12 protein-coding genes are annotated in these 12,569 nt (G+C 64.2%); 9 read left to right on the top strand and 3 right to left on the bottom strand.

What is annotated here, in order from left to right:
• Window positions 1–114 precede the first annotated feature (114 nt).
• Window positions 115–1,347, top strand: coding sequence for a lipase family protein (locus tag ACIP5Y_RS09490; protein ID WP_400349259.1), 1,233 nt, complete (start codon window positions 115–117; stop codon window positions 1,345–1,347).
• 470 nt (window positions 1,348–1,817) lie between these two features.
• Here the strand turns inward: ACIP5Y_RS09490 and ACIP5Y_RS09485 are convergent, their stop codons facing one another.
• Together ACIP5Y_RS09485 and ACIP5Y_RS09480 are read right to left on the bottom strand one after the other, a co-directional pair.
• Window positions 1,818–2,453 carry a hypothetical protein gene (locus ACIP5Y_RS09485; RefSeq protein ID WP_400349257.1) on the bottom strand — a complete coding sequence of 212 codons (636 nt, stop codon included), beginning with the start codon at window positions 2,451–2,453 and terminating at the stop codon, window positions 1,818–1,820.
• Between the two features lie 1,208 nt (window positions 2,454–3,661).
• A complete protein-coding gene (locus ACIP5Y_RS09480; protein ID WP_400351213.1) occupies window positions 3,662–4,090 on the bottom strand; it encodes an NUDIX hydrolase in 429 nt (142 codons plus the stop codon).
• Window positions 4,091–4,192: 102 nt separating this feature from the next.
• On the opposite strand from ACIP5Y_RS09480, the gene ACIP5Y_RS09475 reads away from it, so the two are divergent.
• The 6 genes from ACIP5Y_RS09475 to ACIP5Y_RS09450 all read left to right on the top strand — a co-directional run bounded on the left by ACIP5Y_RS09475 (window position 4,193) and on the right by ACIP5Y_RS09450 (window position 8,859).
• Window positions 4,193–4,972: a GntR family transcriptional regulator gene (locus ACIP5Y_RS09475; RefSeq protein ID WP_400349255.1), complete on the top strand. Its 780-nt coding sequence runs from the start codon at window positions 4,193–4,195 to the stop codon at window positions 4,970–4,972.
• A 325-nt stretch (window positions 4,973–5,297) separates the two neighbouring features.
• Window positions 5,298–5,771, top strand: a complete 474-nt coding sequence (locus tag ACIP5Y_RS09470; RefSeq protein ID WP_400349253.1) for a hypothetical protein — start codon at window positions 5,298–5,300, stop codon at window positions 5,769–5,771.
• Window positions 5,768–6,319 (top strand): hypothetical protein, encoded by a 552-nt coding sequence (locus ACIP5Y_RS09465; protein WP_400349251.1) that lies wholly within the window; start codon window positions 5,768–5,770, stop codon window positions 6,317–6,319. The genes ACIP5Y_RS09470 and ACIP5Y_RS09465 overlap by 4 nt, the downstream gene beginning before the upstream one ends.
• Complete coding sequence (locus ACIP5Y_RS09460; RefSeq protein WP_400349249.1) at window positions 6,316–7,056, top strand: hypothetical protein; 741 nt, start codon at window positions 6,316–6,318, stop codon at window positions 7,054–7,056. Before ACIP5Y_RS09465 ends, ACIP5Y_RS09460 begins: the two co-directional genes overlap by 4 nt.
• Window positions 7,056–7,478, top strand: coding sequence for a helix-turn-helix domain-containing protein (locus ACIP5Y_RS09455; protein ID WP_400349248.1), 423 nt, complete (start codon window positions 7,056–7,058; stop codon window positions 7,476–7,478). The genes ACIP5Y_RS09460 and ACIP5Y_RS09455 overlap by 1 nt, the downstream gene beginning before the upstream one ends.
• A 151-nt stretch (window positions 7,479–7,629) precedes the next feature.
• Window positions 7,630–8,859, top strand: a complete 1,230-nt coding sequence (locus ACIP5Y_RS09450; RefSeq protein ID WP_400349246.1) for a tyrosine-type recombinase/integrase — start codon at window positions 7,630–7,632, stop codon at window positions 8,857–8,859.
• Between the two features lie 21 nt (window positions 8,860–8,880).
• Here the strand turns inward: ACIP5Y_RS09450 and glnA are convergent, their stop codons facing one another.
• Window positions 8,881–10,317: a type I glutamate--ammonia ligase gene (gene glnA / locus ACIP5Y_RS09445; RefSeq protein ID WP_400349245.1), complete on the bottom strand. Its 1,437-nt coding sequence runs from the start codon at window positions 10,315–10,317 to the stop codon at window positions 8,881–8,883.
• Between the two features lie 460 nt (window positions 10,318–10,777).
• Here glnA and ACIP5Y_RS09440 point away from each other — a divergent pair, with 460 nt between their 5' ends.
• Window positions 10,778–11,311, top strand: a complete 534-nt coding sequence (locus tag ACIP5Y_RS09440; protein ID WP_400349243.1) for an RDD family protein — start codon at window positions 10,778–10,780, stop codon at window positions 11,309–11,311.
• Between the two features lie 228 nt (window positions 11,312–11,539).
• Window positions 11,540–12,427 carry an alpha/beta hydrolase gene (locus ACIP5Y_RS09435; protein ID WP_400349241.1) on the top strand — a complete coding sequence of 296 codons (888 nt, stop codon included), beginning with the start codon at window positions 11,540–11,542 and terminating at the stop codon, window positions 12,425–12,427.
• Window positions 12,428–12,569 lie beyond the last annotated feature (142 nt).

Raw genomic sequence — 12,569 nt, 5'->3', positions numbered from 1 at the left:
TCTCCGGGGCCCGAACTCTCGGGGCTCCCGCAAGATCGCAGAGCCGACGTAGCGTTGCGGTACATCGCCGTACCGCAATGCCGCGGCGGCCCGAAAGTCGCGATGGGAGTTCGGATGTCGGCACGTTTTCGATGGTGGGCAGCAGTCTCGGCGGTAGCTGCCGCAGTCCTCGCATCATCGATCGGCGCAATCCCGGCGACAGCCGACAGTGCGGTCACGCGACCCGCCGACGACCCGTTCTACAACGGCCCGCCCGGATGGGCCGGCGCCGAGCCCGGCACCGTATTGCGTTCTCGCACAGTGCAACTGGCGCCCACCGCGATACCACTGCCGATCCAGGCCACCCAGGTCCTGTACCGGACCACCAGCCAGCGAGGCGAACCCGACGCCACCGTCGCGACGATCATCCGCCCGCCCCTCGCCTCCACCCCGCCGCGCCTGATCTCGTACCAGAACGCCTACGACTCCCTCACCCCCGACTGCGACCCCTCCTACATGCTGCGCGGAGGCGGCGGCGGTTCCCTGCCGGACGCGGTCATCATCGCCGGATACCTGGCGGCCGGATTCACCGTGGTCGTCTCCGATTACGAGGGAACGAATCTCGCCTACGGCGCCGGCCGCCAATCCGGCACCGCCACCCTCGACGGCATCCGCGCTGCCCTCCACACCCTCGACGCCCCCACCGGAACTCCGGTAGGAGTCACCGGATTCTCCGGCGGCTCGATAGCCACCGAATTCGCCGCCGAACTGGCCCCCACGTACGCCCCCGAGCTGAACATCATCGGCACCGCCGCAGGTGGTATGCCCGCAGACATGGCCGCCACCATCGACTACGTGGACGGCAGCCCCCAATGGGCCCTCGTCCTGCCTTACGTACTGCAAGGCGCCGCAAGAGGTTTCGGCCTCGACCTCACCCCGTACCTCACCGACTACGGCAAACAGGTCATGTCCCAGATAACCGACCACTGCGCCGCCACCGGCCCCCGATACCCCGGCCTCCGCCTTTCCCAACTCCTGCTACCGCAATACCAGGACTACCGCGCGATCCCGGCCTTCGCCGCCATCCTGTCCGAAAACCGCATGGGCAGCGCGGGAACCCCGAAGGCCCCCATGATCTTCGGTGCCGGCAATGTGGACGGCACCGGCGACGGCGTGATCGTCGCGTCCGGCGAACGCGCCTTGGCCACCGACTACTGCACCCGCGGCCTCCCCGTCCAATACATCGAATACCCAGGCAGCGACCACCTCACGGCCGGTGCCCTCTTCGCCCCCGCCGCTCAGGCCTTCCTGATGGCCCGTTTCGCCGCCGCCCCGGTCACCGGCAGCTGCGCCCTCCTCACCCACTGACCCCGAAAAGGGTGGAGCTGACCCTCTGAAAAGGGCGGAGCCCCATCCACACTGTGGATGGGGCTCCTGAGAACGCTTGCGTCTCTTCGACTTAGACGTCGTAGTAGAGCTCGGACTACGTTCTGGCCGTTGGTGAATGTCGGTCATGTTGTCTACGTACCGCCACCAGCAGATTCCGTGTTGGAGGGTGCGAGCTGAAACTGCTGCGCGTCAGCCGTACTGCGTACCTTCTGCGTACCGGCGAGTGATCTTGGAAAGGTTCCGGACAGCCTGTGTCCGGCCCGGTGTCCGCCCCCTGGCCTGGGACCATGTCCGCCCCGGACAACCGATCATGGTTGTTGACCACGGTAGCGAACATGGTGAATGCAACCGGTTGGCGATCGAGAATCCGAGTGATCTTCGAGCCCAATTGTGTCCGCCCTCTGTCCGCCGGGTGGACAGAGGGCGGACATCGAGGCGGACAAGGGTGGTCAGCTTTCGTCGGTGACGAATGGGCTATCGCAGTTTCCGCAGTAGATCGGCCCTGCCTCGTAAGCGCTGCGGGATACGCGGATCTTCCGGCCGCAGTCACACGCGGCGGCGACGCCGTTATTGCTGGACTTCCGGCCGCCGCGCGGGTCCGGCTCGCGCCGCCGGTAGGCGACCAGTGCGAAAGCGAGTTCTTCGAGTTCGTCTCGATACCGGTCGCGGGTGTCGTCGGGGACTGTGGTCATCGACCATCCGATCTTGGGATGCTGGGCGAGAGTGAGCCCGAGTTCTTCGCCAAGGGCGCGGTATCGGTCGTTATGCCAGCGGCCCTGGCGGCTGGTGTCCTTGATGTCGCGGACGACGGCGAGCCCGTGGGCGGCCTCGTGCAACAAGGTCCCCAGCACATCGACCGCGCCGCGCTGGAGCCCTTCGCCACCGATGAACAGTTCGTGGAGTTCGTACTCACCACGGATCCAGCGGTACGGGGCGAAGTGCCCGAGAGTCAGCTCTCCGCCGGCCGATCCAGCTCCCACGGTCAGTACCACCTCGGGCACGTCCGGGTGCAGGTGGCGGATTTTCACCCACGCGGATTCGAGGGCGGAGACGAGTAGGCCGGTGATGGTGTCGGAATCGGTCATGATCACCGAAAGTCCTTCCGGGAGTTGACACGTACGTGTCAACTGACAGGAACCAACCAGGTGATCCATTTGAATCACCTGCCGGGTGTTCAAAACGGAACATCTGCTGATCCGCTGGCGGTGTTGACACGTACGTGTCAATGCGTGGATTCCCAACAGGGACAACGGAACTGGTCTGGGCGTGCGCCGTGTCCCTGGGGGCAGGCCCTGCGCCTGCCCTCACCGCCTGTCCAGGGCGTCCAGGAGGCTCACGCTCAAGGGGCGAATTTCCCTCGCCGAACCGGCACCCGAATCACCTGGCCGCACAGGAAATTCGCCCCTTGACGGGAGGTTGGACGCCCTTACAATTCGGCGCGCGCCCAGACCCCACCCACGGGCGCTACTGTTCGCACCGGGCCGGACTGACTCGGGCGCAACTGCTCACGCCGGACGCCACCACCGCGCCAGCGCTCCGGACGTCACTACGCACTCAACCGCCGCGCACGCACCTATTACCCAACGCAACCCAGCACTCAACCGCCGCATACGCACCCAACCCAACTACCTACATATCTGATAACCAAACTATTGCTCTCACACAGTTTCTCACTCCCACCACCCCTGATCTCATCTACTGCTCTCTTCTTCAGGATCACAAAACACACATTGATGTGGGTGTTTTGTGATCCTGAAGAAGAGAGCACCGCTCACGCCGAAAGAGCCTGATCAGGGGTGGTGGGAGCGCTAAGCGGACCGGCAAAACTCAATCACTCAGCTCATCGTGTTTTACCTGGGTTTTTCCGAAGGTAGACAGGGGTTTCCGCGAAGGTAGACAGGGTTTCGCCCCTAGTTCTGTCTGCTACTGGACCGTAGTTGCGCGGAAGGTAGACAAGGATTTTCGCGATTCTTCCTGGGCTTTTAGAGCGCTCTAATTGGTCCGTTTATCCTCTGACGGCTGAAGTATCGAGTTTCGCGTCATGGCCGGTTGGTTGCGGGCTCGCCTTTTCGGGGGCCTGCCGCGTCCGGCGGGCGGGGCGGGGGCGCTTGATTTTACGGGTGCCGCCGCCCTGTCAAGTCTGGCTCCCCGGGCGGCGGCCCGGTGTCCACGGTGACGGTTCCGCGACCGGGAATCCAGACTTGACACGGCGGAACCGCGGCACCCGCGGCGGGCCTTAAGCGGGCAGGGCGAGCCTGCCCGCCGCCTCATGCGCCCCCACCCCGCCGGCTGTTCAGGAATGAACCAGGTTCACGCCGTCGTGTGTGCGAATCTGTGGCTCATCGCTGAAGGCGTCGAGAATGCGGACCGCGAAGGCTGGGTCCATGGAGTCTTGAACCTCGTCGGTTGACATCCATCGAACCTCGCGGGCCTCGTTGGTCGGGTGGCCGTCACCGTGAATGGCTATGCACCGGAACACAAGTGCGACGATTCCGTGCGTGATGTTCTTGTAGACGCCGGTTAGGCGTTCGACTTCGATCGCGACCCCGGTCTCTTCGAAGACTTCGCGACGAACACCTTCTTCGATCGATTCGTTGAGCTCAAGGACGCCGCCGGGCGGTTCCCAGTGCCCGTTGTCGTCCCGGCGGATCACGAGGACCCGGTTCTGATCGTCAACGACGACACCAGCGACGCTGACGGAGTGCTTCGGGGTGGATGCCAACCGTCTGCTCCCGTCGATAAGGCTCGAGACCTGGGTGCCCTGCGGCATCCAGCTTAAACTAGGTGGTCTAGACGAGCGCCGAAAGAGCGGGAAGGCAGCATCATGTTGACCTTGGGGACGGTAGATCGAACTGATGACCGACCCCCGTATCGCCAGATCGCAGCGATTCTCCGCGAAGCGATCGTCATGGGGCGTATAGCGCCGGGGGAGCGCCTACCGTCGGAAGCCGAACTGGTGGAACACTTCGGTGTCGCTCGCATGACAGTTCGCCAAGCCATACAAGAGCTGCGCGCGGAGGGACTGGTGCATCCGCAGCACGGCCGCGGCGTCTTCGTCCTTCCGCAGGTACCAATTCGACGGTTGGCATCCGATCGATTCGCGCGGAAACATCGTGCAGCCGGTAAGGCTGCGTTCACGATCGAAGCTGAAAAATCCGGGTTTATCCCTGGCGTCGATAGGATCCATGTTCGTCGGGAACACGCAAATCGCGTTGTCGCTGAACGTCTTCGCCTGGACCCCGGTTCAGAGGTAGTGGTCAGGGAACGGCGGTACCTGGCCAATGGGATACCGGTCGAGCTGGCGACCTCTTACCTGCCGGTTGCCTTCGCTGAGGGAACTGCGATCGAACAGGTCGATACCGGTCCTGGCGGGATCTACGCGCGCCTGGAGGAATCGGGACATGTCCTGGCTCGGTTCGCTGAAGAAGTCGGAGCTCGTATACCCACCCTCGATGAACAGCGCGAGCTGGAGATCGGGGCCGGGGTGCCGGTGCTGACCGTCGTACGAACTGCCTACGACACCAACGACATTGCTGTTGAAGTATGCGACACCGTGAAGGTTGCCAGCGCGTATCTACTTGAGTACGAGTTCTCGGCCCGCTGACAGTACGTTCTACCGAATCTCGGTTAATCTCCAGCTTGTCTAGACGACTAGGTGTCTGCGGGCATACATTCGAGTTGGCCACATTTGGCGCGTTTATCTGAACCGGTTGTAGTCCTCAGTACCGGCCAAATCAAAAGACTCCCCGGCAGTTTCAGCTACCGAGGAGCCCACTTCCGAGGCGGTTGCCGCCGCTTCGGTCATTCACCCACTTCAGCGATGCAAAGGAACACCTGAAGCAATGTCTATCGTAGTAGAGCAACCCCATCGTCCCGGTCGGCAGATCGAGACCGGAACTGGCAGCCCGAATATCCGGCTCGCGGTCGTCATGGGCGGGCTGCGGCTCAGTAACACGAGCCTGGCCAGGCGCATGCGTGATACCAGCCGCCTCGACGGCGGCAAGCCACTGGCGACTTCGCACACCCAGATCGCGAAATACCTTGCCGGACAGCATTGTCCGACGCCACGCGCATGCAAGGTGATGCTGGATGTGCTCAGCCAGCTCGCGCACAGCCCGTTCGCCCCGGCGGACATCGGCTACCCGAACATGTTGCTGGACACCAGCACCGGCCTCGAAATTCTGTCCGGGATCTACTTCCCGTCCCGGTTCACCTTCGCCGGGGTCTGTATCTGGTGTCATCGGCGCGGCTGCACCGACCAGCGATGCCGCGACCGTCACCGTGCCGCCGACTGGGCAATCTGCTCGATCTGCGACGGTGCGGCGATCGAATGCACCTGCACCTTCGGCATGGTCGCAATCACTCACTCCATGGTCACCACGATCGAGGAGGCGACCCGATGACCACCGCAACAGTGCACCTCGGCCGCTCCTACACCCCGAACCTCAAGCTTGCCGCTCTCATGCGGGAACTGCGGCTATCCAACAAGGGATTCGCGCGACTCATGGGCGAGATCAGCCGCCAGGACGGCGGGCAGCCGGTCACCCCGGACGGGAGCACACTCTCGCGCTACAAGTCCGGCCAGCACCAGCCCTCGGCACGCTCGTGTCAGGTGATGGTGAAAGTGCTCGAACAGATCTGCGGTCACCCCGTGACCCCGGCCGACATCGGCTACTCCGAGGAAGAACTGTCGCCGAGCACCCTGGCGTTCAATCACCACGATCTGTCGAACACCTTCTTCCCGTCACGGCTGACCTTCGCCGGGATCTGCATCTGGTGCCAGCGACGCGGCTGCACTAGCGACCGATGCACCCAACGGCACCATGCATCCCGCTGGCGAGTGTGCCCGGTCTGCGACGGCACCGCGATCGGCTGCGAATGCACCTACGGCATGATCCTGGCCGAGCCCGCGGCGACCACCGCGCCGACACTGACGGTGGTGCCCCGATGACCAAGAAGACACCGGAGATCCGCTTGCAGGGCTACGACAGCCTGTGGTTCGAATGGCTCTCGCAGATGTACGGCATGCCGGTGGCCACGATGGGCCGCATGACCGGGATGCGTTCCGAGCGGCTCTACAACATGGTGCGCCGCTGGTACCAGACAGAAAACTGTCACGTGGCCCGCTTGGATTCCGGGTCGCCGGGGTCCTGGCGGCGCTCGTTCTTCGACGCACCGGACGCGAAACCGAATGGGCCGCTGTGGGTCTGGCCGACTCGTCAACTGGCATGGGGCATGCTGGACTTCGACCCCGGCGACTGGGAACCGAAGACCACCACGGCTGCGCACCTCACGGCGGTCGGACACCTGCGCTACGCACTGACCGGCATCGACACCGACCCGGATGTCTGGACCAGTGAGCGGATCCTGCGGCGCCGCATCGACGAGGGGTTCCATCTCCATGATGCCTGGATGCTCGATCCCGAGGACTACGACAAGATCTGGGGAATCGAGGTCGAACTGTCCTACAAGTACGGAGCGGGCCGCCTGGCGAAGACCATCAAGGCGGCCCTGGAATCGGCCGAACACCACGACCTCGCCGGGGTGCAATATTTCGTACGCGGCGCGGACCTGCGGCGCGCGGTGCAGCGGGCAGCGAATTACCTCGGTCGCGAACGTGGACTGGATCTGTCCAATCTGCGCATCCTCGATCTGGACGCGGTGCTGGTCGGACAGGAGGTGGCCTGATGGCCATCAACCTCCGACTCCGAGAGGCCCTCATGCGGGCGCACCTCACCCCGAAGACCGCCGCCATCGCGCTCCAGGTCGATCCGAAAACCGTTGAACGATGGATCAGCTCAGGGCGCACTCCCTACCCTTGCCACCGCTACGCGATGGCCGCGCTGTTGGGGGTGTCGGAATCGGACCTGTGGCCCGAAGCGGGGACACTGAAGCCCTTGCGGTTCAGCTTCGCCGGAATCTGCATCTGGTGTGATCGGCACGGTTGCACCGATACCGAATGCATCCTCCGGCACGAGGCCGCCCGCTGGGAAATCTGCCCTCTGTGCGGCGGTGCACCTTGGACCCGACCGGGTGGTACCTGCGGGTGTCTCAACGGCCTGATCCAAGCGGTCGCGACCAAGTTCGCGCTATCTACGGTGGTGGCCTGATGACTCATGATCGCTACCTCCAGGCCAAAGATTGTGAGGAGTTGACCGGCATCCCCGCTGCCACCTGGCGGTACTGGGCGCACATCGGTTCCGGCCCACCGAGTTTCAAGCTTGGCCGCCGCCGGGTCTGGCGGGAAAGCGTCATTCACGCATGGATCGCCGAACAGGAAGCCGCAACCGCCAGCGACAGGGCAGTCTGACCATGCCAGCTCGACGGAACCGCCGCGCCGGGGTCGAAGACCTCTGGTACAAGACCGTCCGCGAGGACGACGGCACCACGCGCCGTGTTCCGTCGAAGCTGCATGGAACTGGAAAGCGCTGGCGTGCACGGTATGTCGATGATGCGGGCAAGGAGGTCTCAAAGCGCTCTGCCCGCAAAGTCGATGCTCAGGAATGGTTGAACAAACAGCTCGCTGCGTTGGTTCACGGAGTTCACGTTGCACCGCGCGATGCGCAGCGAACCGTAGGGGAGTGGTGCGATGAATGGATCAAAGGCTATGCGGTGCATCGTGATACGACGGTCCGCCAGGCCAAGGTTCACATAGCTCAGATCAAGGATGAGTTCGGCAGCATCCAGCTGTCCGCAGTCCGACCGTCCGCAGTAAAAGCCTGGGTTGCCAAGCTGAAGGAACGCGGCCATGAGCCTAGCTACGTCTATGCCTTGCATAGCAGGCTCTCGCAGATTCTTGGGGACGCGGTGCTGGACGGCATCCTGGTGCGCAACCCCTGCTCGAAGCGAACTTCGCCGCCCGCCGGAAAACAGAAAGTTTATTGCGCTACCACCGAACAGGTTTGGGCGATCTACGACAAGATGCCCGAGCATCTGCGCGCCGCCGTACTCCTGGGTGCCTTCGCGGGGCTTCGAATCGCGGAGACTGCGGGGCTCCGTGTGGCTGATGTCGATTTCATCCGGGGCATTGTTCACCCCAAGAAACAGTGGCCTGCCAAGCCGCTCAAGACTCCCGGGTCGGAAGCCCCCATCCCGATCCCGCGAGAGTTGGCACTGATGTTGTCGGCCTTCGTGCAGGCCCGTCCAGGTGATCATGTAGTCACCGATGATTTCGGTAAGCCTGTGCCACCCTGGCAGATCGAACGCGGGCTTCGGGAGATCCGACCCGCGATCGCCGGGCTACCCGAGGAGTTCGTATTCCAGGACCTACGCCATTACCTGGCGTCCCTGCTGATTGACCACGGGGCCAACATCAAGGTTGTCCAGGCTCGGATGCGCCACGCGAATGCGAAGACCACCCTGGACACCTATGGCCACCTGTGGCCAGACGCAGATGAGTCCACCCGCCAGGTGATCGCCGAAGTGATCACGAAGCGAATGGACTCAATCTCGCCTACTGCGTACCCACTGCGTACCGAACGCGGGGATTAGACGTGTTCGCGCAGGTCAGGCTTACACGTCGTAGTAGAGCTCGAACTCGTAGGGGTGCGGCCGCAGGTTGACGGGCGCGATCTCCTGGGTGCGCTTGATGTCGATCCAGGTCTCGATCAGGTCCTCGGTGAACACGCCACCCTCGGTGAGGTAGTCGTGGTCTTCCTCGAGCTTGTCGATGACCGACGCCAGCGAGGTGGGGGCCTGCGGGATGTTCTTGGCCTCCTCCGGCGGGAGCTCGTAGAGGTCCTTGTCGACGGGGGCGAGCGGCTCGATCTTGCGCTTGATGCCGTCCAGGCCGGCCATCAGCATGGCGGCGAAGGCCAGGTACGGGTTACCCGAGGAGTCGGGCGCGCGGAACTCGAGGCGCTTGGCCTTCGGGTTCGAGCCGGTGATCGGGATGCGGATCGCGGCCGAGCGGTTGCGCTGCGAGTACACCAGGTTGATGGGGGCCTCGTAGCCCGGCACCAGACGGTGGTACGAGTTCACGGTCGGGTTGGTGAACGCCAGCAGCGACGGGGCGTGGTGCAGGATGCCGCCGATGTAGTGACGCGCCAGATCCGACAGGCCCGCGTAACCGGCCTCGTCGTGGAACAGCGGCTTGCCGTCCTTCCACAGCGACTGGTGGGCGTGCATGCCCGAGCCGTTGTCGCCGAACAGCGGCTTCGGCATGAAGGTAACGGTCTTACCCTCCTGCCACGCGGTGTTCTTCACGATGTACTTGAACAGCTGCAGGTCGTCAGCGGCGCCCAGCAGGGTGTTGAAGCGGTAGTTGATCTCGGCCTGACCGGCGGTGCCGACCTCGTGGTGGCCGCGCTCCAGCTCGAAGCCCGCGTTCTGCAGGTTGGTCGAGATCTTGTCGCGCAGGTCGACATAGTGGTCGTACGGGGCAACCGGGAAGTAACCACCCTTGTTGCGCACCTTGTAACCACGGTTCGGGGTGCCGTCCGGGTTGTACTCCGCGCCGGTGTTCCAGGAGCCCGAGATCGAATCGATCTCGTAGAAGGCGCCGTTCATCGCCGAGTCGTAGCGAATCGAGTCGAAGATGTAGAACTCGGCCTCGGCACCGAAGTAGCAGGTGTCGGCGATGCCGGTGGACCGCAAGTACTCCTCGGCCTTACGCGCGATATTGCGCGGGTCGCGGGAGTAGGCCTCGCGGGTGAACGGGTCGTGCACGAAGAAGTTCAGGTTCAGCGTCTTCGCAGCACGGAAGGGATCGATCCGGGCAGTGCTGAAGTCGGGCAGCAGCAGCATGTCCGACTCGTCGATCGACTGGAAGCCGCGGACGGAGGAACCGTCGAACGCCAGGCCCTCTTCGGCGAGGTCGGCGGTGAACGCCTTCGCCGGGATCGAGAAGTGCTGCTGCACACCGGGGAGGTCGGTGAACCGAACGTCGACGTATTCGACCTCCTCCTCCTTGATGTACTTGATGACCTCGTCGGCCGTGCTGAACGCCACTTAGTACTCCTTACGGATCGGTTCCCAGCCAAATGGTGACTGCATGGGTTCGTCGCTGCCAGACGCTATGGATGCGGTGTTTCCCTGCAATCAAGGCTGTGTTTCGCCAGTGTTACACGTACAGCTGGCCGGGGGTTCGTCGGTGCCCCCGGTGTTGCGAGGCAGCCGCAGCAGTCGCCGGGCTAGGCTCGGCCAGCACCGGCATTCTGCCACCGACCTGCCGGAACACGCTGTCAAGACTCCGAAAAGATAGGGGACTTACCGTGTCCCGGGACCCTGTCGTGACAAACCTCACCGCCCTGGCAAACCTCCGGAAACCGCGATGCTGAAGAGTTGCCACCGCTGGCCCGAGCGGCCTGACAATGGGACGAGCCCATATATCTTTCCGCCCTCCGCAACTCGCACCCGCCGACCGGAAGGGCCGCGAAACCCGCTCGCGGGCGGCGCATAAGCTGAGACCATGGCACGTATCACCGGCTCCTGGCTGTCCGGACCGAACGCCGAATCCGGCAACAACCCGCCCGGTGACGACTACCCCGGCAAGGAACTCGGGCTGCCGCAATCCGGTGTGGGAGCACTCGTTCCGATGACCCGGCGCATCATCGCCATGCTGGTCGACTGGTTCATCTCCATCGGACTCGCCGCGATCATCGTGCGGCCCAACGCCGATCACCTCATCGCCAAGATGACCATTCCCAAGGGCCAGCAGCCGCCCTCGCACTTCGTGGTGATCATGAGCTCGTTGTCGACGCCGACGCTGCTGGTGTGGTTCGTGCTCGGCGTCGCCGCGGTCACGCTGTTCGGGTTCACGCCGGGGCAGTACTTCCTGCGACTCCGCGTCGTGCGCGTGGACGCCGCCGCGCCCGTCGGGTTCGTGCGTGCCCTGGTCCGGCAGCTCATCCTGCTGTTCGTGATCCCGGCCCTGTTCACCGATGCCGACGGCCGGGGCATGCACGACCGCGCCACCGGCACCGGGCTCGTCTACAGCCGCTGATTCGGGGACTCCGGATATTCGGCACAGCCGGATTCGAACCACCGCATCGGCCGTGGTCCGTGCGTTACGCCTGAGTACCTGCGATGCTGTTGGGCAGAGTGGTAAGTAGCCGTTGCCGAATATTCACCGCACGTTGCTTTCGATCGGTATGGTGACGGCCGTCTACGTGACGTTGGCAGGTAGCTCAGCGATACGTCGGATAGCTGTCGTTGTGCTGATGGAGGATCCATGGTTCTGAACTACCGGTCTGCTGCGCGGACGTTCAGCCGGCGATCGCTGTTCGCCACCACGGGCCTGCTGGGCCTGGCCGCAGCCGGAGCGACCGTCGGCGCCGCCGTCAACGCCGACCCCGGCGACACCACCCGCACCCTGCACGCCGTCGGATTCGAACCCATCGTCCGCACCGAGAAGATCCGGTCGGTCGCCCGCGGCCGCGACGTCGACGTGGTCACCATCCTGCCCGCCGGCGTGCCCACCGAGGGCCTGCCCATGTCGCTGCTGCTGCACGGCCTGCACGGCAACGCGCACACCGCCGCGGTCGGCGGCATCGCCAATGTATTGAGTGCCGCGGTCTCCGCCCGCCTGGCACGGCCCTTCGGCTTCCTCGCCGTCGACGGCGGCGACAACTACTGGCATCGGCAAGCCAACGGCGACGACCCGATGGCCATGCTGCTCGACGAGGTCCCCGGCTGGCTCACCGCCCGCAAGCTCGGCGGACTCGACGGCCAGCCCTTCGCCTGCACCGGCACCTCCATGGGCGGCTTCGGCGCGCTCGTCTACTCGCGACTGCGCAGCGAACGCGCCCGGCCCGTCACCGCGACCGCGATCATGTCACCCGGCCTGATCACCACCTGGGCCGAAATGAGCAAGCGCAAGGCCTTCATCAACGAGGCACAGTGGACCAACCTCGACCCGCTGCGCAATGTCGACAAACAAGGCCCCGCCCCGGTCGGCCTGTGGGTGGGTGATCGCGACCGCTTCATCGACGGCTGCCGCAAATACATCGCCACCGCCCGCCCCGAAATCGGCCTCGTCACCCCCGGCGCGCACACCGACGAATACTGGCGCACCGTCACCCCCGACGTCGTCCGCTTCCTGAACCGCCACCTCACCTGACCCGGATTGCCGCGAGAGGGAAACTATTGCGGCAAACGTCGAGAGCCCAGCACCATGAGTTCCCTCACGTGGATCCGCGTCGCGTTCGGCGGCCTCGGATGTCGGAATCGACCGGTTCGGGTGGGGTGCGGCGTAGTCTGAC

Source organism: Nocardia sp. NPDC088792 (assembly GCF_044750615.1).
Lineage (GTDB): Bacteria > Actinomycetota > Actinomycetes > Mycobacteriales > Mycobacteriaceae > Nocardia.
The sequence above is the reverse complement of the archived record's forward strand: the minus strand, read 5'-3'. Positions and strand labels throughout refer to the sequence as shown.